The sequence below is a fragment of the Halioxenophilus sp. WMMB6 genome (assembly GCF_033283405.1).
Lineage (GTDB): Bacteria > Pseudomonadota > Gammaproteobacteria > Pseudomonadales > Cellvibrionaceae > Halioxenophilus.
The window spans coordinates 1,324,250-1,345,584 of sequence record NZ_JAWMQR010000001.1; the positions used below are offsets into that span (position 1 = coordinate 1,324,250).

General features: G+C 53.6%; 20 protein-coding genes. 11 read left to right on the plus strand and 9 right to left on the minus strand.

Going from position 1 to position 21,335, the window contains the following annotated elements:
- The first annotated feature begins 140 nt into the window (after positions 1-140).
- The 3 genes from SBL51_RS05670 (at position 141) to SBL51_RS05680 (ending at position 1,851) form a co-directional block, all read left to right on the plus strand.
- The gene (locus SBL51_RS05670) at positions 141-575 is read left to right on the plus strand and encodes a hypothetical protein (RefSeq protein ID WP_317929892.1); all 435 of its coding nucleotides are present in this window, start codon (positions 141-143) and stop codon (positions 573-575) included.
- A gap of 107 nt (positions 576-682) precedes the next feature.
- The gene (locus SBL51_RS05675; RefSeq protein ID WP_317929894.1) at positions 683-1,096 is read left to right on the plus strand and encodes an SRPBCC family protein; all 414 of its coding nucleotides are present in this window, start codon (positions 683-685) and stop codon (positions 1,094-1,096) included.
- A gap of 257 nt (positions 1,097-1,353) precedes the next feature.
- Positions 1,354-1,851, plus strand: a complete 498-nt coding sequence (locus tag SBL51_RS05680) for a hypothetical protein (RefSeq protein ID WP_317929896.1) — start codon at positions 1,354-1,356, stop codon at positions 1,849-1,851.
- Between the two features lie 57 nt (positions 1,852-1,908).
- Here the strand turns inward: SBL51_RS05680 and SBL51_RS05685 are convergent, their stop codons facing one another.
- Positions 1,909-2,670: a hypothetical protein gene (locus tag SBL51_RS05685; protein WP_317929898.1), complete on the minus strand. Its 762-nt coding sequence runs from the start codon at positions 2,668-2,670 to the stop codon at positions 1,909-1,911.
- Positions 2,670-3,578: an NAD(P)-dependent oxidoreductase gene (locus tag SBL51_RS05690; RefSeq protein ID WP_317929900.1), complete on the minus strand. Its 909-nt coding sequence runs from the start codon at positions 3,576-3,578 to the stop codon at positions 2,670-2,672. Before SBL51_RS05690 ends, SBL51_RS05685 begins: the two co-directional genes overlap by 1 nt.
- Positions 3,579-3,992: 414 nt before the next feature.
- Between SBL51_RS05690 and SBL51_RS05695 the strand changes: the two genes are divergently transcribed.
- The 6 genes from SBL51_RS05695 (at position 3,993) to SBL51_RS05720 (ending at position 13,292) form a co-directional block, all read left to right on the plus strand.
- Entirely contained in the window at positions 3,993-5,117 is a 1,125-nt protein-coding gene (locus SBL51_RS05695; protein ID WP_317929902.1) for an LLM class flavin-dependent oxidoreductase, read from the plus strand.
- Positions 5,114-6,292, plus strand: a complete 1,179-nt coding sequence (locus SBL51_RS05700) for a sulfotransferase (protein WP_317929904.1) — start codon at positions 5,114-5,116, stop codon at positions 6,290-6,292. The genes SBL51_RS05695 and SBL51_RS05700 overlap by 4 nt, the downstream gene beginning before the upstream one ends.
- A gap of 79 nt (positions 6,293-6,371) precedes the next feature.
- Positions 6,372-7,193: a sugar phosphate isomerase/epimerase family protein gene (locus SBL51_RS05705; protein WP_317929906.1), complete on the plus strand. Its 822-nt coding sequence runs from the start codon at positions 6,372-6,374 to the stop codon at positions 7,191-7,193.
- Between the two features lie 40 nt (positions 7,194-7,233).
- On the plus strand, positions 7,234-8,469 hold the full coding sequence (locus SBL51_RS05710) for a hypothetical protein (protein WP_317929908.1): 1,236 nt from the start codon (positions 7,234-7,236) through the stop codon (positions 8,467-8,469).
- Between the two features lie 312 nt (positions 8,470-8,781).
- Complete coding sequence (locus tag SBL51_RS05715) at positions 8,782-10,023, plus strand: aromatic ring-hydroxylating oxygenase subunit alpha (protein WP_317929910.1); 1,242 nt, start codon at positions 8,782-8,784, stop codon at positions 10,021-10,023.
- A gap of 719 nt (positions 10,024-10,742) precedes the next feature.
- Positions 10,743-13,292, plus strand: coding sequence for a TonB-dependent siderophore receptor (locus SBL51_RS05720; RefSeq protein WP_317929912.1), 2,550 nt, complete (start codon positions 10,743-10,745; stop codon positions 13,290-13,292).
- A gap of 287 nt (positions 13,293-13,579) precedes the next feature.
- On the opposite strand, the gene SBL51_RS05725 is transcribed toward SBL51_RS05720, so the two are convergent.
- Together SBL51_RS05725 and SBL51_RS05730 are read right to left on the minus strand one after the other, a co-directional pair.
- Entirely contained in the window at positions 13,580-14,479 is a 900-nt protein-coding gene (locus SBL51_RS05725; protein WP_317929914.1) for an NADP-dependent oxidoreductase, read from the minus strand.
- Between the two features lie 37 nt (positions 14,480-14,516).
- The gene (locus SBL51_RS05730) at positions 14,517-15,101 is read right to left on the minus strand and encodes an NAD(P)H-dependent oxidoreductase (RefSeq protein WP_317929916.1); all 585 of its coding nucleotides are present in this window, start codon (positions 15,099-15,101) and stop codon (positions 14,517-14,519) included.
- Positions 15,102-15,230: 129 nt separating this feature from the next.
- Here SBL51_RS05730 and SBL51_RS05735 point away from each other — a divergent pair, with 129 nt between their 5' ends.
- Both SBL51_RS05735 and SBL51_RS05740 read left to right on the plus strand, forming a co-directional pair.
- Complete coding sequence (locus tag SBL51_RS05735; RefSeq protein ID WP_317929918.1) at positions 15,231-16,166, plus strand: LysR family transcriptional regulator; 936 nt, start codon at positions 15,231-15,233, stop codon at positions 16,164-16,166.
- Between the two features lie 1,079 nt (positions 16,167-17,245).
- Positions 17,246-18,223, plus strand: a complete 978-nt coding sequence (locus SBL51_RS05740; protein ID WP_317929920.1) for a transposase — start codon at positions 17,246-17,248, stop codon at positions 18,221-18,223.
- Positions 18,224-18,696: 473 nt separating this feature from the next.
- On the opposite strand, the gene SBL51_RS05745 is transcribed toward SBL51_RS05740, so the two are convergent.
- The 5 genes from SBL51_RS05745 to SBL51_RS23275 all read right to left on the minus strand — a co-directional run bounded on the left by SBL51_RS05745 (position 18,697) and on the right by SBL51_RS23275 (position 21,331).
- Positions 18,697-19,092: a hypothetical protein gene (locus SBL51_RS05745; protein WP_317929922.1), complete on the minus strand. Its 396-nt coding sequence runs from the start codon at positions 19,090-19,092 to the stop codon at positions 18,697-18,699.
- A 176-nt stretch (positions 19,093-19,268) separates the two neighbouring features.
- Positions 19,269-19,940, minus strand: coding sequence for a hypothetical protein (locus SBL51_RS05750; RefSeq protein WP_317929923.1), 672 nt, complete (start codon positions 19,938-19,940; stop codon positions 19,269-19,271).
- A 243-nt stretch (positions 19,941-20,183) separates the two neighbouring features.
- Positions 20,184-20,606, minus strand: a complete 423-nt coding sequence (locus tag SBL51_RS05755; protein WP_317929924.1) for a hypothetical protein — start codon at positions 20,604-20,606, stop codon at positions 20,184-20,186.
- A gap of 175 nt (positions 20,607-20,781) precedes the next feature.
- Positions 20,782-21,165 carry a hypothetical protein gene (locus tag SBL51_RS05760; RefSeq protein ID WP_317929925.1) on the minus strand — a complete coding sequence of 128 codons (384 nt, stop codon included), beginning with the start codon at positions 21,163-21,165 and terminating at the stop codon, positions 20,782-20,784.
- 73 nt (positions 21,166-21,238) lie between these two features.
- Positions 21,239-21,331 (minus strand): IS3 family transposase, encoded by a 93-nt coding sequence (locus SBL51_RS23275; RefSeq protein WP_411860462.1) that lies wholly within the window; start codon positions 21,329-21,331, stop codon positions 21,239-21,241.
- Positions 21,332-21,335 lie beyond the last annotated feature (4 nt).

Here is a 21,335-nt window from a genome sequence, read left to right on the forward strand (position 1 = left end):
TGACAGATTGGGGCTTGATGTTGATCAGGACAAACCCACGCCCATTGAGATGGCGGGGCTAAGCTTTTAAGCTGTCGGGCCTAACGCTTAATAACCCGCTAGCGACAACCATAATAATGAATAACAGGAGTGCAACAGCGATGAGCAGTGAGCCCACCGTGATTGGCGCCGGGCGCCTGACCGAAACCGTACAACAACTCACGCGCATCATGCAGGCGCTGGTCGAGCAGGGTAAAACCACCGGTGCGGTGACCCTGGCCGATTGGCAACCTCTGGCCGAACTCTGCGCCACTGACGGCTTCGAGCGCATCGGCCCCTTCCACGACCGCCTCGACTGGGCCGGTTACAGCGCCATGCTTACCGATTGGGTGAACCACTCCGAGGGCTGGCTACCGGTGGTGAAAAGCATTACCGAAGCGCCCGGGGTGGTCTATATGCAGTGCGAGGAGATGATCACCCAGGGCGACACAGTTTTCCCCTTCTATTCGCTCTCCCTGTACCGCTTCAACGAGCGCGGCCAGATCACCAGTATTGCCGTTTACATGCAGAACGAGGCCATGGCGCCGCCGGCCTGAGGCTGGGCCACCATCGCCTGGTTTATTGATCAAAAGCACCTGTGTGGGATTTATCGTGGCACAAAATGGTCTGTTAGTGGCCAAACCCCAGCAATAGCGGAGCGAAAATGGAAATTTCAATCGCATCGGAGATAAACGCACCATTGGCCGCGGTTTGGCAGGCATGGGTAACGCCGGAAGAGATCGTCAATTGGAATTTTGCCCTTGCTGAGTGGTGCTGCCCGAGAGCCGAGATAGATCTCCAGGTGGGGGGAAAATTCATTTACCGGATGGAAGCGAAGGATGGCTCCATGGGTTTCGATTTTGAAGGCACCTTTACTCACATTACGCCCAACCAATGCCTTCGCTTCGAACTGGCCGATAACCGAGTGGTGACGGTTGCGTTCACGGCAACAGCCAATGGCGTTAGGGTGGTCGAAACCTTTGACGCAGAGGATGAAAATTCTGCTCAGCAACAGAAACAAGGTTGGCAAAATATTCTTAATAATTTCAAGCAGCACGTCGACAGTAAGAACAGCTGATTAAGCGCGCTGGTCAGACAAATGTCTGCTGCGCGCGCAGTAGGTTACAGAGCCCGGCAAATGGCCACTTGAATCGACCCGGGCCAATAAAATTGACGCCACTGCCGTTGGGCATTGGTTAACTTTATGCCAAACGGCAAATCGAGGATGCATTGCCACTGGCAGAATCGCGGCGCAGCGCGTCGCTCACCGGTTGTCGCCTGCCTGTGCCTCAGGCGTGAGCAGGTGGCCAACAACACTCTGTTGAGGGTATTCCCATGAAAAAACTCCTTCCCCTATTGGTTATCTCCCCGTTCCTGGCGACCGTGGCCTTGGCCGGCAACGGCCCCAACACCATGCCCAACAAAGGCCCGGGGAACAATTCACAAGCCAGCGAACGAATGCCCATGCATGCGAAAGGCGGCGGCATGATGATGAACATGATGGACCACGAACAGATGAACGCAATGCACGAACAGATGCAGACCATGCGTACCACCATGAATCAGATTCAACAGGAGAAGGATCCTAAAAAACGACAACAGCTCATGCAGGAGCACCTGAACCAGATGCAGAAAGCGATGCAGATGATGCACATGGATGCCGGCAATGCTGAGGGCCCGGGTATGATGACCACCGAGCAGATGCAGGAGATGATGAATCAGCGTATGGGCATGATGCACGACAACATGGGCATGATGGACATGATGATGGAACAGATGCATCAGCATGACGCGCAAATGAAGCGCGATGATATGCCGATGAAAAAAGAGTAACAGCTTTAGCGGATTCTCACTCGCCAACACCGGCGGCTCCCAGCCGCCGGCGCTTCGCTAGGGCAGGTGCAGGTGCCACTCATAAGGCACCAGGGTATAAAATGGCGCGGCCAGTTGCGCCGTCACATCGCCCCCGCGCCAGCGCTCAGCCAGCACCGGTTGCAGACGTTCGGCCACCGCCACCGGGTCTGCATCCAAAAACAGCAGGCTGATGGTTTGACTGGTGGGCGCGGTGGAAAAAGCGGTAGCAACGGCGCCAGCCTGCCAGCTACCCGCCACCCCCGGCACCGCCAGCAGCGGCGCTAACTCTCCGGCCGCGTCCTCACGCCCCTCCTCCAATAGCAGATAAACCCCCAGCGTCGGCAGCCAGGGCAGCACATCGGCGCCCAACTTGGCCCGCGCCGCCGCCTGCCGTTTGCTCACCGCGTACACGCCCCGCTCCACCGGCGGCAGAATAAAGGGCGAGCGGCCGGCGTCGCGCAGCGCCTCGGACAGGCGGTTAAACTCATCGAGGCCATCGAGGTTGGCAAAAAAGTAGGTCATGACATGGTCGATGGCCTCATAAGCGGGGCTGCAGGCCGCCCGCACGGCCCGGCAGCGGGGGGTGGATACCACCCGCAGCGAGGCGCGAATGGAGGCCAGGCGCATCTGCTCGGGCCGGTGGTCGACACTGTGCCAATGCAGGTACTCGGCATCTTTGCCCTCCGGGTGGCGGGCGGCCATAGAGAGAAACAGATGGCTGATACCGGAATCGCCACAGGTGACTATCGCGTCGACGGCATCGGAGGGCTCGCCGCTTAACTGAAAGCGCTCACTCATCACACTTCATCCGTCAGTTTTAATTCCGGATGCAGCGCCTTCACCATGCGCCGCATCCCCTCCCGCCAGGGCACCTTGGTGTGGCCCAACACGGCATGCATGTGACTGGTATCCGGCCAGAGTGGCGTGTGCGCCTCTTCCGTGTAGTTGAAGATGGGCTGCTTGCCCACCAGCTGGCCCAGGTAGGTACAGTAGTCTTCAATGCTGACCGTCTCACTGCCCGACCAGTTCACCACCAATGGCGGCGTGCTGGCTGCGGCCATGGCGCGGATGCCGAGGTCGACATAGTCATCCTCGTAGATGGGGTTGTAGTTGTTGGGTTTATCGGGGTGCAGGCGAATGGGCTTGCCGGCCAGAATCGCCTCCAGCCGGTCGGCCGGGGCGCCGCCCAGGGGGCCATAGGTGGAGCAGACCCGAATAATGGTGACCGGCACCTGATACTGTTTGGAGATCCAGGTGAGCACCGACTCCGCCGCCACCTTGGAAAAGCTGTAGTTGGCGCGCAGGGGAATACCGGGCGGGTCCTGCTCGGTTAACGGCCGCTGGCCCTGGTAGGCGTAGATGGAGCCGGTGGAACAGAACAGAAAACCCTTGGCGTTGCGGCAGTGGTAGAGCAGCTCGCCCGAGTTGTGCGCGTTGGTACGCACGCAGCTACCCCAGTCGTCCAGGCCCGGATCAACCGCCGCATGAAAAACATAATTAAAATCACTGGCCACGGTGGCAAAATCGGGGTTGGCCAAATCGAATGGCAGTGGCTTGATACCGGCGGCCAGCAGCCGTTCACTGTCGGCCGGGTTGCGCAACCGGGCCGCGCCCCACACCTCATTATTTTTGGCCAGTTCGCGGGCGATGGGAAAAGCGATCTTGCCGGTAACACCGGTTACCAGAATTTTTTCGCCGTGCAACATCGGATACCTCACTTTTTATTTTTATTGGGTAATTACTTTTATTGTGCAAATACTTTTATCGCGCAAATGCCATTTGGGCACGCGTTGGTGCATGTAATTAATTAAATAATTAAAAATTAGTGGCGGCCAGTATAACGTCGGCACAAAGCCAGAAAGCAAGAAATTTCAGAAGTATTGCCAAACCATAATCCGCATATACGAATTTAAAACCATTAAATAAAATCGGAGAATTAACCTATTAACTTTACCGGCCATCAATGAATTGCCACGGCCGCCACCCTTGACCGAGCTATTGCCCATCTCTAGACTCAATCGCCATTAACAAAAATAACGAGGCCAACGTTGGCATTTACGCCGGCTTGCAGCAGAGCCAGCGGTCCATAAAACAGTGCTTGGCCATGGCTTGGAGACTCCATGAAAGTTCAACCCGCCGCCTTTCTGCGCACCACCCTGCCACTCGATTTTAGTAAGCTCGAAGAGTATGACAGCGGCCGCTACCACTCGGTGTGGCTGCCCGACCATATGGTGAGCTTCTGGCCGGATGCCATCTGGCAACCGGAATTTACCGATCTCGCCACCCTATCACCCTCGCCTCATCGCCACCTCGATGGTCTGGCGGTCGCCGCCGCTGCTGCAGTAAAAACCGGGCGGGTACCGCTGGCCATGTCGGTGGTCGATACCGTGCGTCGCCACCCGTCGCTGCTGGCCCAAACCGCGCTCACTATCAGCCACCTCGCCCAGGGGCGATTTATTTTGGGCCTGGGCAGTGGCGAGACCGAAAATACCGTGCCCTACGGCTTCGACTTTCACAAACCGGTAGGCCGCTTTGAGGAGTCGCTCAAGGTGATCAAACTGTTGTGGCAGAGCGAGGGGCCGGTGGATTTCGAGGGTGAGTTTTACCGCCTGCGACACGCCCGCCTCGATACCGAACTCTACAATGGCCAGTGCCCGCCTATCTGGATTGGCGCCAGCGGCCCGCGCATGTTGAAAATCACCGGCCGCTACGCCGACGGCTGGTGGCCGGCGGGAGCCTGGTCGCCGGAGGAGTACGCCGCCAAGCTGCAGGTGGTGCGCGACAGTGCCGAGGCCGCCGGCCGCGACCCCATGGCCATCACTCCGGCCTTTATCATGACCTGCCTGATCGGCGACGACGACGAGCTGGCCGAGATTCTCCAGGCGCCGCTGGTGAAGGCCTGGATACTGCAGATCGCCGCTGCCGACCTGAAAAAATATGGCTACGACCACCCCATGGGCCCGGATTGGCGGGGCTACCAGGATATCAACCCGGAACTGCTCACCCGCGAGGTGATCCTGAAAATGCTCGACAGGGTGGAGCCGGAGGCGATTCTGGCGGTGATTCCCCACGGCAGCCCCAAGCAGGTGGCGCGACAGATTAAGGGCTTTGTCGAGGCCGGGCTGCGGGTGCCGAAGATTCTCGACTACGGCGGCATGGCCGGCCTCAAGTACGGCGCCGCCTCCGCCGCCAAGGTGCACGCCACCGAAGATGAACTGCTGCAGCTGGTGGGGGATTACACATGAAGCTTGCCCTCAACGCCGGGCGCCTGCTGCAGGCCGCCGAAGCCTGCACCGGCTTGCACGACTGGGGCGACCCAAGCCTGCCGCAGCGCTTCCAACTGGCCATCGCCAAACTGCAGGCACTGAACCTGGATGAGGCCGGCCAGTCGGTGGCCGCCGAGGTGGCCCTGGGGCTGCTCACCAGCCGCCTGCAATTTTTTAATGACCACAACACCATTGCCGGCCTGGCCGACGAGGTGATCGAGCGGCCCCTGTTTGCCACCGGCGAACCCCGCTCCGGTACCACCCTGCTGCACGCGCTGCTGGCGGTAGACCCAAACGCCCGCGCCCTGCGCTTCTGGCAGGTGATGTACCCCTCACCACCGCCCGGCATGGCCAGCGACGACGACCCGCGCCGGGCCCAGGCCGATGCCGATTGGCAAGAGATCAACGCCATGGCCCCCGAGTGGCTGCGGATTCACCCCTACAACGATATGCTCGGTGACGGTCTGCCCGAATGTGAACGCACCTGGGCCATGGACTTCCGGGTAATGACCCCCACCGCCTGGTGGCGGGCTCCCATCGGCATGTGGGTGGGCGGCCTGCCGGTGGATGCCCGCGCCCAGTACCGCATCCACAAGATGATGTTGCAGGCCTGCCAGTTTGATCCCACCAAGCAACAGCCGAAAAAACACTGGGCGTTAAAAGGTTTCCACGGCCCCCGGCTGGCCGCCTTTTTTGAAGCCTACCCCGATGCCCGCCTGATCTGGACCCACCGCGACCCACTACAGGTGACCGCCTCCCGTATCGGCATGGCCATCGCCCTCAACCAAGCCTTTGGCACCGGCGAGGTGGATATGGCGCAGCAGGCCGCCATTCACCTGGCCGCCACCCGCGCCGGCATTCAGGATACCCTCAACAATCCGCTGGTCGACGACCCGCGTATCTACCACGTGCGCTACCAGGATTTTGTCGCCGACCCGGTGGCGACCATTCAAGGCTTTTACCAATTCAGCGATAAGGAGTTCGGCGAGGCCACCGAGCGCGCCATGCGCGACTACCTAGCCAATAACCGCGGCGACCGCTACGGCAAATTCCACTACACCACCGACTGGATCAAAGAGGATTTAAACCAGCTCAACGCCGAGTTTGCCCCCTATCGGGAGAAGTTCGGTCTCGATTTGGAAACACGGAAATAGAGCGCAAATTACTCGAATAGAGCGCAAACTTAGCAAGCGATAAAAATAATCTGTTGGCCGCCACTGTAGGATCAACGCCATGCACCCGAGAATCTCCGTCAACAGCGTTAATGTGATGAACGCCAGCCTGGATGAACAGGTTTACTACTGGCGCCGCCTGGCCGCCCACAGGGTGAGTTTGATCAGCCCGCAGTTGGATAATTACGGTGTTGCCAAAATGGCCGAATGCCTGGCGCAGAGCCACTGCAGTGTGGAGACCATCGTCCACAATTTTTTCACCGGCCCGCTCACGGCCGAGCCCACCGCCTGGCAGGCCGCCCAGGCCAAGCTGCGGGAGCGCATCGACCAGGCCCAAGCCCTCGGCGCGCAATCGATCTATATGATGACCGGCGGCCACGGCGATCTGACCTGGGAAGCCGCCGCCGAGATATTCTGCACAGCGATACAACCGTGCCTAGCCTATGCCCAGGCGGCCGGCGTGCGGTTGATGATTGAAAACGCCCCGGCCCAATACGCCGACCTGCACATTGCCCACACCTTAAAAGATACGGTGTGGCTGGCCGAGCGGGCCGATATCGGCGTTTGTATCGATCTCTTTTTCTGTTGGGCCGAGCCCGACCTGCAGGCCACCTTTGTGCGTGCCCTGCCCCGCTGTGGCCTGGTACAGGTGAGTGATTACGTATTGGGTGATCGCAACCTGCCGGCCCGGGCCGTACCCGGCGACGGCACCATTCCCCTGGCCCGTTTAATTGGCTGGTTAATTAGCGTCGGCTACCAGGGCAACTTCGACTTGGAATTGATCGGCCCACGCATCGATGACGAAGACCCGCAACCGGCCACCGAACGGGCCGCCAACGTGCTCGGTAAAATATTGGACTCCCACGCTTTGCATCAAATGTAAAACAACCGCGACTACCCGATAAAAAACAGAAGAGAGAGTTATGGCCTTTGGCGACAACCCCTGCGACCCACTCCTGCAAGATGCCTGGCGGGCGTTTTGTAGCCAACTGCAACAGGCGGGCGAACAGGTATTTAAGGAGAGCAACCCCAGTAATGCCCTGCAGCGGGCCGATGGCTTCCGCTTCTTAACCCAGAATCTGGGCCAGGCCTTTGACCTCGCCCTGGAGACCAAAAACAGCCGCTACCCGGCACTGCACCCCTTCTGCAGCCCGTCACGCAAATTGGGCGGCGACGCCGCCGACTTCACCTACCACCAGGCTTGGATAGATGGCCAGTCGGTCTACCGGGTGAGCGGCAATATCGGCTCGGCCCGCTTTATTAATTTCACCATTCAGGGGGCCCGGCCGGAGACGGTACCGGGCACAGAGATCCCCAGCCTGCACGACCCTTTTGGCGATATTCCCGAAGCCAATCTGTTTGGCCACCAGCTTGCCCATGACAGCGACGGCAATTTTGAGTTGTTTATTGGCGGGCCGGAGCGCGGCCTCAACTGGCTGCCCACCACTAGCAACAGCCGCAAACTCTTTTTGCGACAGGGCTTCGATGGCTGGCAGGAGCAGCCGGCAAGGCTCCATATCGAACGCATCGATATGCGTGAACCCAGGCCACTGCCGACACCCACCGAGATGGTCCATGCCATGCAATGGGCGGGGACATTTGTCAGCCAACTTATGCAACAATGGCCCGACCACCCCTACCAATACAGCCCGTTTGTCGACCCGGCTCAGGTTAATCAATTCCCGCCAGACCCAAACGCCAACACCACCGCCGACGATCAAAAGCGCGGCCGTGCCATCGCCCACCTCTGCTGGCAGCTGGCCCGCGACGAAGCATTAATTATTGAATTCGACGCCCACGACGGCTTTTGGATGCTGACCAATGCCGGCGCCTTTATGAACAGCATGGATTTTCTCTACCGCCCGGTAAGCTACACACCGGCGCGCACCCGGGTTGATCGCGATGGCAAAATTCGCATTGTGGTTTGCGAACAGGAGCCGGGCTTTTTTAACTGGCTGGATACCTGCGGTTTTGAGCAGGGCAATATCACCTATCGCAACCTGCTAAGCTTGCACAACACCCAATTCACCACCCAGGTAGTAAAGCGAGAGGCACTCGAAGCGGTGCTCGCCAACACCAGCAGCCGCGTTACCCGCGAGGAGCGCATCGCCGAGCTCTACCATCGCTCACGCTCGGTAGCGCAAAGGTACTTTTTTTAACTGCCCGGTTTTAACTGCCCGGTTTTTATCGATCGACTTCAATTGGCCGCTTTTAATCAGCCAGAATTTTTCGCCGCACAATTAACCGGTAAGCATATTGGCTAGCAAACTTGGTGAATTTTGCTAATTGGCACCACCGCCAAGTGGGAGTAACCTCCAGCGTTTACACAATAATAACGAGCGCTATCGCTGCCGCCCTATTTATCCCGATTGCACACGCCACTAATAGCTAAGCTCGCAGCCCCATACAGTTTGAGAGCCTACCACCGCCCGCTATCCGCAATCTGATACAAAACAATCAAGGAGAACAGCATGCAGCATGATCTGCAGGTGCGCATCATTAAAGCGTTGATGCAACAGTCGAAGGAGGGTAACACCCACGATGCCGGCCGGCAGTGCCTGCAACCGGCGGCCAGTTATGTCGACCCGGTACTGGCGGCCCAGGAGTGGTCGCAGTTCTTTGAAAATCAGCCACAGCTCATCGGCTTGAGCGGCGACCTGCCCGAGCCCAACAGCTTTCTCACCATTAACGATTTTGGCCTGCCGGTACTCGCCACCCGCGACCACAACGGCCGTCTGCGCGCCTTTGTTAATGCCTGCCGCCACCGGGGCGCGCTGGTTACCAATGACCGCCGCGGCACCCGCAAACACTTCAGCTGCCCCTACCACGCCTGGCGTTACGCCTCCGACGGCGCCCTGGCCGCCATTCCCAAAGAGGAGCAATTTGGCAGCATCGACAAAAGCGGTCATGGTCTGGTCGAACTGCCAGCCGTGGAAAAGTATGGCTTACTGTGGGTGCACCCACAGGTGGATGGCGCCATCGACCCGGAGCAACTGCTCGGTGGCTTTGCCGAAGAGATCGCCAGCAATGAACTGCAGCGCTACCTTTATCACGGTGAAAAGACCATCGATAAACGGCTCAACTGGAAACTGGCCAACGACACCTTTGGCGAAAACTACCACTTTAAAGTTCTGCACAGCCGAACCCTGTCGCAGCTCTACCAGGGCGATAATCTCCATTACGAAATCCGTGGCCAGAACCACCGCCTGGCCCTGGCCCGGCAAAGCATTGACGCGCTATCGAACGTACCAGAGACCGAGTGGATCATCTCCGATGGCGCCCTGGTGCTCTACTATCTCTTCCCCAACATCCAGCTCATACTCGGCCCGGGCCGGATATCACTGGTAAAAATCTACCCTGATGGCTGCAACCCAGGGCGCTCCATCTCCCGCATCCACACCTATTTCACCCAGGAGATGCTCGATCAACTGGACGCCGCCCGCCTGGCACACGAGGCCGAGCTGGTGACCGCCGATAACGTCTACCAATCGGGTAGTCAGCACAAACCGATGCTCTCCGCCGAAGCCATTATGGAGGTGTTCAACAGCACGGTGGAGAACGAGGACTATGTGATGGGCGAAAGCCAGCAGCAGTCTGCAGAGAGCGGCCGATTAAAGACGTTAATCTTTGGCCGCAATGAAGCCCCCCTGCAGCACTACCACAACACCTTTCGCGCCGCCCTGGGTTTGCCACCGCTCGAGACCCTCGACTAGCGGCCCAGGGCCTGGTACCTCACGCCAGTAGCGCTGTTCCCGCGTCGTTACCGCAGCAGTATCAGATCAACGGGCCTGCCAAGCTAGGGCCTGTTAACACTAATTTAGCACCTCTGTTGAGCTTGAAATGAGCTCGATCTAGGCGCGAGCCGCGTAGTTTGGTGGGCTTAAATCAGCGGTGAGCAACAACGAACGAGCTCATTTCAGGCTCAACCCTTCGGGCTGGGGCCAGTTTTTTGCCCAGCGTTGTTGCCAGCCGCTTATGTAGGCCCACTACATGGCACGTCTGGCGCCTAGCTAGACAAAAAACTGACCTCCAGCAATGGTGCTAAATTAGTGTTAACAGGCCCTAGGCGGGGCCCTATCCAAAACCTAAACTCCCCCTCTGTTGGCCCGTGCCTCAACTGTCGCCTTTTTACTAAAACCGGTGTTTATTCCCGCAATTAAACACTTTTTGCGAAGCTGTCCAATAACACTATCCAGTGCCCTACAACCGAGCTAAAGATCCTCACAATCATCCAATGTGCACCATAAAGCACCCGCTTTAACTTTCAAAAATTGAATTGATAGAAACGCCGCCGACAACAAAAGTTGCCCGAACGGCCAACTTTTATGAGGAAAGAGAAAAGTTCCATAAACTGCATAAAAAATTATCAAATTGGCACAGCCATTGCCTCGCAGGTTCCGTTGTTTACTTATATTAATTAAAGGATGTTGTTGTGACCTTGCTGCCAAAAAAAACCCTACCCGCATTAATTTCAGCGGCGTTACTGCCCGTTGTTGCCAGCCCGATGCTCGCCGTTGCTCAAGAGATTGAGACGGTCAACGTTACGGTTGTCAAAGATGAAAACTCCATCATGCCCTCCGGCGATGGCACCAGTTCGTTTGGTTTTGATAAACCGCTGGTAGAGACCCCACGCTCCATTTCAGAAGTGAGCGCCGACCTGGTGGAGGCCTATGGTCTTCGCAGTGTTGACGACCTGGTTCGCCTCACGCCCGGGGCCTTTACCAGCTCCTTTTTTGGTATCGCCGGCGCCATGGATATTCGTGGTGAATCGGCCGATAACTACTACCGTGGCTTCCGCCGTATTGCCAACCCCGGTGCTATAAAAACCAATATCCGCGGCGCTCAGAACCTGGAAATTATGCGCGGCCCGGTAACACCTTTATACGGTACCGGCAGCGTCGGTGGGCAGCTCAACTACATACCCAAATCCGCCAAAACCGATACCACCAAATACATTCGCGAAGCGACCGGTAAACTGAACGCCACCATCGGTACCTACGACCAGAAAATTATCGCCGCCGAAGGTGGCCTGCCGGTAACCATCGCCGGCAAACAGGGCGGTGTTTACGCCTTTGCCGAGTATGAAAATTCCGGCTCTTTTTACGATGGCTTCGACCATGAAGACTTCCTCACCCAGCTCACTTTCGACCTCGACCTGAGCGACAGCCTGGTGTTGGAAGCGGGTATGCAGTGGCAAAAATCGGATGCGGTACAGGTCTCTGGTTGGAACCGTGTCACCCAGGATTTAATTGATAACGGCACCTACATTACCGGTGCTGCCCCCGTGCGAAATTCCGATAACAGTCTCGGTGCCGACAGATTGTTGCCTCAGGAGTCAGGTTTTGTAACGGCGGCCGCGCCCTACTTTATCAACTCCTCTTTCTCGGGTGTGGGCACCTTCTGTAGCCCGGCCACGGTCACCGATGGTGTCAGCAACTCCAACTACAGTTACAACGGTAATGACATCTTCTGCCCCGGCGTGCCCAACGGCATTGAAAACCGCTACGCCTTGACCAACCCCGGTACCGCGCAGATCGACCACGAAACCATCTTTATCGACCCACTCGATTTTGCCGATACCACAGCCGTGACGGCCTATTTGGATCTCACCAAACATTTTGACAGCGGCGCCAGTTGGAAAAACCAGCTCTTCTACGACTACATGGACCACACCAAGTACCAGAGCTGGGGCTTCACCGCCGACTACCCGGGGGCCGAGGTTGCTGAGTTCCGCTCCACCTTCAAATTCGACAGCAACAGCGACAGCCTGCAGATGCAACACATCGCCGGCCTATCGGTGCGCTACGAGAACCTCTCGCTCAACCACGCCTTCTATGACGAGACCTTCGACTTCCGTGATATCACCGTTGGCGCTACCCCTAACGACCGTATCGACTCAGCCGTAGCAAACCCCTACGCCAACGCCACCATTTTGTACGATGCCAACGGCAACCCCACCGGTATCAGTGGCACTGTGCGCCGTAACTTCAACGAAGAGCAGGATTCCAAGTTGATGGATACCGGCCTCTTCTACCTGGCCGATATCAAATACGCGGGCTTCAATCTGTTGGCGGGTGCCCGTTACGACTATTACGATGTCGATGCCGAGAACAACGCCAAGAGCCTGCTGGGCATTCCCTTTGGTGGCGATGAGTCCGGCACCGACGACGCCATCAGCTGGAACCTGAGCCTCTCCTACCCGTTTGCATCTGGCGTGGTGCCCTACCTGACCCTGGCGGAAGCCACTTCGCTCTCCACCAACCAACTGGGCGGCATTATTGTCGGCACCATTAAAAATGGGCAGTTTTTGCAGGACTCTGAGCTGAGCGAATTCGGTATTAAATACTCAAGCGAAGACCAGCGCATATACGCCGCTCTGGCCTACTTCGACCAGGAGAAAACCTATCGCGATGGCCAAACCGGTGCCTTGATCGCGGTCTACAGCGATGGTGTGGAGTTTGAAGCCCGCGCCCTGATCACCGATAACTTCTCGCTCACCGCCACCGCCACCCACATCGAAACCACCGAAGTGAGTGACGGCGCCCTGGCCGTCATTAACGGTGCCGAGTTCGCCGCCCAAAACGGTTTAGAAGCCTGGCAGGTCTACGGTGGCCGTATCGCCGGTAACCGTTCCACCTTTATCGGCAGCAACGTCGAACTCGACCGTGGCGGCCTGCCGGACAACACCGTCAGCCTGTACGGCAACTTCACCTACCCCATGGGCAGCGGTAAGTTGACCTCCAGTGTCGGCTTCAGCTGGGCCGATGAAACCTACACCGACGCCTTCGAAACCGTGCTGTTGCCAGATTACATGGTATGGACCGCCTCGGTCGGTTTTGTTACCGACAGCTACGAACTGCTGCTGAGCGTGAACAACCTGTTCGACGAGGAGTACTACACCTCGGCCGACCTGTTCGACTCCGTTGTGGTTAAGCCCTCTGAAGGCCGCACCGCGTCACTTACGGCCAGTTATAAGTTCTAAGCTGGTTTGAACCTCCACTTTCTGTGGAGGTTATTTTTTGCTTTACCCAATAAGCCTCTGATCTATTCAGGGGCTTTTTTTTGGGGCGGTGGAAATAGTGTCAACAGGCCCTAAGGCAAGGCTTGACGGAAGGACTTTATGGCTGAGGATTCGAGGATGCAGTTTTGAGGATGCAGTTTTGAGGATGCAGTTTTAAGGATAGGGCCTGGTTGATAACCACAGGCAGGCAGACGCTGCCGCATAACCCAAAAGACTAGTCCGGCAGCGTTATAAACCGGCAGGCGCAATCAGAAGATCAGCACACTCTTACCACGAGTGTGCCCTTGCAGAATAGAATCGTACGCCTCTTGCGCATGGGCAAATGGAAATTGCGCACTCACCGGCCACTGGTAACGCCCTTCAGCCACGCCCTCTACCACCTTGGCGAGGTTGGCCGGATTGCGCTTCACCCAGATCGCCTGAACCCGTGGAGAAAGAACCGGACGGCCGGCAATGGTGCCGAGTTTGCCTGTCGGTTTTACCCGCGCCAGTGACGCTAATGTGGCCTCATCGTTACCGATCATATCGACTGAGGCATCGAATGGCTCCGGATGTATTTCCGCCAGGCGGTCTATCAGACCCGGGCCATAGGGCACCGGTATGGCACCGAGAGATTGCAGATAGGCTTGATTGCCTTCTGAGGCCGTCGCCACCACATCAATGCCAAGTTCTCTTGCGATCTGAACGGTAATAGAACCAACACCGCCCGATGCACCATGCACCAACAGAGAAGAGACGGGCCCAATCTCCTGCAGGATGGTCATGGCCGTCTGTGCTGCACCCGCCAAGGACCCCGCTACCGACCAGGCGATATTGGCCGGGCGGGCAATCAAATTGGCCACCGGCACATCAATAACCGTGGCGTGAGTAAAGCCGGCACCAGAACCCAACACCTCGTCGCCGATAGCCCAGCCGTCAGTACCAGGCGGCAGATCGACAATCACGCCGGCAAACTCGGTACCGAAGGTGAGTGGCAGCGGCGCATGGCGGAATTCGCCGGTCATGCGGCGGGCATCAATGGGGTTTATACCCGCCGCACGCACCTCAATACGAGCCATGCCCGCGCCCAAGCTTGGCAGTTCGCTCTCAGCAAACGCCAACACAGCAGACTGGCCATATTCCCGGGCGATTAATATTGTGCTTTTCATACTCTGAACTCTAGTCAAGCAATTGCGCTACCGGCGCTCAGGCAGTGACGGTGTTAGTCTCGTCGGCGATTGCGCTCGCACTATCGGCGGCGTCGGCCAGTTGCTGCATAAGGTTGCTGAGCTCGGTCGCTAAAGCTTCTTCTTTTACTACGCCGGTGGCAGCGTCAAAGTTGTCGTAAAAGCTCGGTACCGAAAGTGTTCCCACCACCTTGCCATTGAAGTAGACGGAGGAGTCGGCGGCACCTTTAAGAACACTGGCGGCACCGCCAGGGCCAGGGCTGGTAGCCAGCATCACCATGGGTTTGCCTTGGAAAACCTGCATGCTGATACGCGATGCCCAGTCGAAGATATTCTTGTAAGCAACCGTGTAGGAACCGTTATGCTCGGCAAACGAGATGACGATGGCATCACTGGCAGTGATCTTGTTGAAGAATGCGTGCGCCGCCTCGGGCACACCCACTTCGGCCTCTTTGTCCTCGCTGAACAGTGGCATTTCGAAATCGTTGAGATCGATGATCTCAATCTCGTGCGCTGCGGAGTTGATCAAGCTGGTTGCGTATTTGACCAATTGTTTGTTGATCGACTTGCTACTGCTGGTTGCTGCAAATGCCAGGACCTTCATAGTGCTATCCTCGTTTCTAGTCGGTTGAAGTGGGGCTTCTTTAGTTGAAACAGGATATATTGTTGCCAATTGTTGATAAATGCGTATTATGGAAAATCATTGTTTCCATATACGGCTCAATAGACCATCTTGAAGACCAAAATCATCAACGCCGAGCTATTGGATGGAGTCGCAGTCTTTGTTGCCGTGGTTAACAGCGGCTCGTTCAAGGTCGCAGCGGAATCCCTCAGGCACTCTACCTCGTACGTCAGTAAAGAGGTGACCCGGCTGGAAAAGCGCCTTGGCAGCCGTTTGCTGAACCGCACCACCCGCACCATCAGCCTGACGGATGCCGGCAAGGCCTACTACGAACGCTGCCAGCAGATCGTCATTGATGCCGAGAACGCCAGCCGCTCGGTCAGTAGCCTACAGGAAGAACCTCGCGGCCTGCTGCGAGTAAACGCCCCCATCAGTTTTGGCTCACGGTTTCTGCTTGACCACTTCTCAAAATTTCTGCATCGCTATCCCGAAGTTAATCTGGAAATCGAATTCAACGACCGCAAGATTGATGTCGTGGCTGAAGGTTATGATGTGGTGATACGGGTTGGTAACGTTAAAGATTCAAACCTGGTGGCACGGGCGTTTGCCCAATCAAAATCGGTGATTGTTGCCTCGCCAGACTATTTGCATCGGCACGGTACACCGATGACGGCATCAGCACTGGCGCAGCACCACTGTATCGCCTATTCACTGGCCCCCAACCCACTACTCTGGGAACTCAGAAAAGGCGATGAAAATCTGCAGGTAAAACTAGCAGCGCGCGCCCAGTGTAATAATGCGGAACTGATGGTGGCCCTGGCTTGCGATGGTATTGGTATTGCGAACATGCCCTTGTTCACCTGCGAAAAGGAGCTGGCAGAAGGCAAGTTAACCATTATTTTGGACGATTACGAACAACCGGAATACGGTGTGTTTGCAGTCTACCCACACCGGCAGTATCTAACCGCTAAAGTGCGGGTGTTTGTCGATTATCTTGTTGAGAGTTTTGGGGAGAGTGGTTTACCCCAGAAACAACCGACAAAATAACCCAGTTACCAACACCGTTATCCCTTCGAATATCGACGGTCCAACCTGGTTACCTGAAAAGAAATTGCTACTACTTTTTATTGTTTTTCCCTTACCAGTTTTAAAGCAGCTTGCAAAACCTTTAGCTCAGCGGTTGTGCGCCAATTGCCAATTGCCCACGCAAAAGAAAACACACCTAACATTGAATACAACGAATTGGGATCCTTTGCTCTAAACCAATGCCGATAAGGGAATGTATCAGGTTAAAGCGGTAACGAAATAAGCCAAGCACCAAGCAGTAAGGCAACCCACTTTGAGAACTGGTGTTTTCTATCCATTTTTGAGATCTGAATTTCTAACTCTTCCATATTCATCACTACCATATTTTCTTGGGTAACACTAAATTGTGGGGCGCTCGGAATAACGCCGCCAGCATTGCTGGCATGGTTATGAATGAATTACTTTGATAGTTGCGCATTTAAACTGAAAATAAATTACAAAACTAAACCATACTGAGAGCACCACCCAATAGACAATGCTTTCGTAGTTTCTTGCCACCAACATGCCAAGTACAGACGAAATAATGCAGATCAAAAATTGACATCCCAACCCCACACCGCGTCCGACCTGTAATTTAGTATTACAAACCGGACAGCATATCGATTTGTCCTTCGCCGGGATAAGTATCAGCTTCGTCGCTATTGAATTTTTACATTCCGGACAATTAATCACTGTGATTCTCTACATGTTCAAAGCCGCAATTTGCGGTGAGTGGACCGAACCCGAAACATTGCTTTGTTAGGCATGCTCAACCCGCAAACACATCACCATACCAAAACTCCGCAGTACCTATATTGTAAAATGAATCCATAACTGATTTTCTAAACTTAGGTTACCTAGACACCCATATTAACGCTTGCAACCAACCCCATAATACTGTACATATAATCAGTATCCCAATCCCCAGCTAAACGCAGACTGTTACCATGCCCAAAGCACGCAACGGTTACCTAGACACCCATCTTAACGCTTGCAACCAACCCCACAATACTGTACATATAATCAGTATCCCAATCCCCAGCTAAACGCAGACTGTTACCATGCCCAAAGCACGCTACCGTCAAATGTCTTTAGATGTCACGCCCTACTATCACTGCACCTCACGCTGCGTGCGGCGGGCGTTTTTGTGTGGGGTCGATGGCTTTACTGGTAAATCCTACGAGCACCGTCGCCAATGGGTGGAGGATCGCATTTTACTCCTGGCAGAAGCCTTTGCTATTGATGTCTGTGCATATGCCGTAATGAGCAATCACCTACACCTGGTATTGCACGTTAATAAGGCTTTGGCCGAGTCACTGACGCCACTTCAGGTGGTCGAACGCTGGCACCGATTATACAAAGGCACTTTGCTTACTCAACGGTTTTTATCCGGTGAAGGAATGTCTATGGCTGAGCAGGATGCTGTGGACATAAAAATTGCCCTGTGGCGCAAGCAGTTGATGGACATCAGTTGGTTCATGCGAGCACTAAATGAACCCATCGCCCGTCAGGCCAACGCCGAGGACCAGTGTACCGGCAAATTCTGGGAAGCTCGCTACACCTCTCAAGCTTTGCTGGATGAAACCGCACTGCTCGCCTGTATGGCGTATGTGGACTTGAATCCGATCCGTGCGATGCTTGCCGAAACTCCTGAAACCTCTGATCACACATCTATCAAATTGCGACTGGGTATTTTACAAGCCCATGGCCAACACCCCCCGCAACTAGCTCCATTTGTGGGTGGCCAACGTCAAGACCACAACACTGGACTTGCCTTTGAACTCAAAGATTATTTGGAGTTGGTTGACTGGACCGGGCGTGCCGTTCGTACTGATAAACGAGGGGCCATAAATCAATCCCTGCCGCCTATTCTGGAACGCTTACAAATACCAGCTCACAGATGGCTGAAGCTATCCACTTTATTCAAACGCCAAGGTAAATCCTTAGTCGGCCCGTCACTCAAAGTCCGTCTTGCGGCTGAATGTTTGGGTTACCAACGCGCTCCGGGATTGGGTTCTGCACTTTTGTATTTCCCGTAACTCTGATTTTTATCAGTACCATTGATAGCTAGCTACATCAGCCGGCCTCTTCTCGCCTACCGCCTGCGACATCATCGAAACAAGCCGGAAACGATAGCCTTTCGATCGATTTTACCGTGAAATACCTTCAATAATTTTCGATAATTCTCGCCATTTGTATCTGCTGTCGAAAAAAATCGTATTTCTATATTTTCCCTTCTAAAGTGGGTGTCTTATTAATTTTTTTTCCCAAGGCCAAGTATCGTTTTGCCTTTTTATAGAAACCATCATCATCGTTCTAAGTTTATTAGAATAATATAGTCGTCTTATATGTTCTTGTTTAAAATAGTGATCACTTGGACTTGCCATTATTTTCCTTTTTCATATAACGCCTTTGTCAGTGGACCAGTGTAGCGGAGGAAATTTTATGGTAAAAAGAGCGAAGCGATACCATAAAATTTACAGAGCGTAACTGGTTCCACTGCACCAACTTGTTATGCAAATAGTTCTCTCAAACCGTCGTAGTTTTTAGCCATCATAAGCACTAACGCATTACGTGCTTGCTCGTAACTAAATGCCATACAAGTTAACGTTACCGTTCCCCATGCTCTATAGAGACCAAAAAATCTTTCTACCTCGCCTGGAAATCGACACTGCGAAAAAAAATATATGTTATCTTCTTCTCTTCTTGCATACATAGTAATCATTTCTCTTTCACCAGCCACGTAAACTGAAATACTTGGAAATTTCTCTCTTCGATTCTGATGTATTTCAATTTCATGAAGCCAATTAAACGTATCAAAGATCTCAATCGCATTTTTCGCGTCGACGTCGTCTATAACTTCGAATTCGTCTTGTGGTGTACTTGCATAATTAAGAATCACGTACATATATCTAATTTCCTCTCTACTAAACTCCAAATCTAAACGCAGCATTGAGTTGCTGGAGAGCATAACGCCCACAACAGGGGCCAAACGTAGTGGAGCCAATTTGCGGTAAAGTGAGCAAAGCGAACCGCAAATTGGCGGAGTGTAGTTTGGTCCCTTGCTTGTGATTGTTAGGTGCACTAGTACACTGGGCGACTATATAAATTTGAATTTTCCACATTCACACTCAACCCATACCGAACCAACAATTGGCGAACCAAATCGCCAAACCAAGAAGGTGCTGACGGAGAAACATGTACTGATTGAATAAGTTTTTGTGGATCAATATCTATTTCAACATATTTTGCGTTAGCATCTATTTGCGCTTTATTTACATCTTCAAATGACCAAACCAAAGCTCTCATCTCATTCTCATGAGAGAAGCTAAGTCGTTTACACACGAATGGGAACAATAGGTTAGTGAAGGGTATTACCTGATGGTCGTAATCGATATAGTTAACCATGGTTGTGCGTATTCTAAAGCTAGATTTTTCCAATGGTTCGCACAGCAACTCGTAATTCGTTCGAATTGCAATACCTTCATTACTTTGTAGATATAATTTCCACATCGCAGCTGATTCATGCTCGGCTGCAAACCAACAACTAATATACATTTCTTTTTTTACGGTATCAGAATGTGAAATGAGTTGCTCAACTGCTTGTGTTGGGAGACCACCGTTTTTTTGTGGGTCTCTTAGCAAATTTACACCCGCTTTTGACCATGCCCCCTCATAAGCGTCTTCAAACTGGTCTGATCTTGGGAAAAAGAGCTTTTTATTTTCCAACAAACTTAGAAATTTTGTGAGATCCATATACCTCCATAAACTAATGTTCGATTTTGGAGGATTAATAGTTTCGTGATTATTGTCTAGCATATTCCTTATCACCTTAAATCTCGAAATCTTGCAATGGTAGCCTTTACACTCAATCTTTAATGTCGGACGGCACTACGAAGCTGCCAGCACCTAACGCCCAAAGCAGCGGAAAATAAAAGCGAAGCTTTTGGTTTTCCGACTGCCTTTGCTTGTTATAGGGCTTTTTCTCATTTGCGTGGCTCAGAGTTGAGAGCATTTCCCAATTTCTATGTGTGGAGTGCGACTCTCTGATTCTGAGATGCCATTTCCTGGAACAACATTAATATAGCCACGAGGAACCACCCTCATGAATCGCAGGCTTTTTTCATTAAATGTAAAGTGCTCGCCCATCACGATTCCTAGCATATCCAATGGGCCTCCACTATCACAATGCAAAAAGCCTCCAGAATTAATTCCCTGTTTGCACATTATTACAGGTACTTTATCTCCCACCCTCACTACCTGAAGTGGGAAGCGCTCAATATTTGAAGCCTGAATGATGTATTTATTGTCTGTTCTAAAATTTGCTACGTCCCAGCTTGATTTAGAAAATTGAAAACCACTGGCCTTGTCTGCCACACATAAATAAGAATCGGCATAACCAACCACAGGTAAAAGTAACAATAGGCATCCCAAAATCCGCATCTTCTTTTCTCCTAGTTAATTCTTAGCCTGATTCTAATCCAGTAAATTTGGGCTTCGGAGCATGCTAGCCCTATAACGCCCCGCTAAACGGCGAGCGTTAGCGAGTCCGGTGGAGGCCGCGCTTTTTGCGGCCGGAACGAATTTGAGCGGCTTGTTATAAGGCGACATTTTTACGCACGTAGCTCCACGCGGAAAGGGAACAAACAAGACCTAGCCCGCCATAAACACTAAGAAAGGTAATAGACTGAAAACTAAACTCTGTGCCCGAAACACCAAACATAACTACCGGAGTAAAAAAGCCACAAACAAAGCCTGAAAGGGTATAAACGACGAAGCTTACCCAGTTTGACCAAGAGTAAAATTGCCACAAGCGAATTAATGGATACGCCAGCAATAGACAAACAACAAGAGCTATAGGGAAAGCAATGAAACCAAAAATAGTTGCTGCCCCGCCATATGAAGGCAAGCTAACGATTATTAGAAGCAAAGCCCCTACGAAAGCTGATTGGATGCTAGATGCAATTACGTGCTTCCACATACTCAAGCCTTATAACGCCAACAACACGGGCCGTAACGCAGCGGTGATCCTATACCACTTTCGTTGACACTTTTTATGCACATAGACTTTCATATTCCATAGGTGATTGAAAGCCTAATGTGCTGTGTAACCTCTCTCGATTATAAAATTCAATGTACTCAATGATATAC

Excerpts from the sequence above, each read along its gene's own strand:
- SBL51_RS05725 (WP_317929914.1), bottom strand. The coding sequence starts at position 14,479 with ATGAAAAGCACAATATTAATCGCCCGGGAATATGGCCAGTCTGCTGTG.
- SBL51_RS05740 (WP_317929920.1), top strand. The coding sequence starts at position 17,246 with ATGCCCAAAGCACGCTACCGTCAAATGTCTTTAGATGTCACGCCCTAC.
- SBL51_RS05695 (WP_317929902.1), top strand. The coding sequence starts at position 3,993 with ATGAAAGTTCAACCCGCCGCCTTTCTGCGCACCACCCTGCCACTCGAT.
- SBL51_RS05710 (WP_317929908.1), top strand. The coding sequence starts at position 7,234 with ATGGCCTTTGGCGACAACCCCTGCGACCCACTCCTGCAAGATGCCTGG.
- SBL51_RS05675 (WP_317929894.1), top strand. The coding sequence starts at position 683 with ATGGAAATTTCAATCGCATCGGAGATAAACGCACCATTGGCCGCGGTT.
- SBL51_RS05670 (WP_317929892.1), top strand. The coding sequence starts at position 141 with ATGAGCAGTGAGCCCACCGTGATTGGCGCCGGGCGCCTGACCGAAACC.
- SBL51_RS05680 (WP_317929896.1), top strand. The coding sequence starts at position 1,354 with ATGAAAAAACTCCTTCCCCTATTGGTTATCTCCCCGTTCCTGGCGACC.
- SBL51_RS05750 (WP_317929923.1), bottom strand. The coding sequence starts at position 19,940 with ATGGATCTCACAAAATTTCTAAGTTTGTTGGAAAATAAAAAGCTCTTT.
- SBL51_RS05705 (WP_317929906.1), top strand. The coding sequence starts at position 6,372 with ATGCACCCGAGAATCTCCGTCAACAGCGTTAATGTGATGAACGCCAGC.
- SBL51_RS05715 (WP_317929910.1), top strand. The coding sequence starts at position 8,782 with ATGCAGCATGATCTGCAGGTGCGCATCATTAAAGCGTTGATGCAACAG.
- SBL51_RS05745 (WP_317929922.1), bottom strand. The coding sequence starts at position 19,092 with ATGTACGTGATTCTTAATTATGCAAGTACACCACAAGACGAATTCGAA.
- SBL51_RS05730 (WP_317929916.1), bottom strand. The coding sequence starts at position 15,101 with ATGAAGGTCCTGGCATTTGCAGCAACCAGCAGTAGCAAGTCGATCAAC.
- SBL51_RS05760 (WP_317929925.1), bottom strand. The coding sequence starts at position 21,165 with ATGTGGAAGCACGTAATTGCATCTAGCATCCAATCAGCTTTCGTAGGG.
- SBL51_RS05690 (WP_317929900.1), bottom strand. The coding sequence starts at position 3,578 with ATGTTGCACGGCGAAAAAATTCTGGTAACCGGTGTTACCGGCAAGATC.
- SBL51_RS05685 (WP_317929898.1), bottom strand. The coding sequence starts at position 2,670 with ATGAGTGAGCGCTTTCAGTTAAGCGGCGAGCCCTCCGATGCCGTCGAC.
- SBL51_RS05700 (WP_317929904.1), top strand. The coding sequence starts at position 5,114 with ATGAAGCTTGCCCTCAACGCCGGGCGCCTGCTGCAGGCCGCCGAAGCC.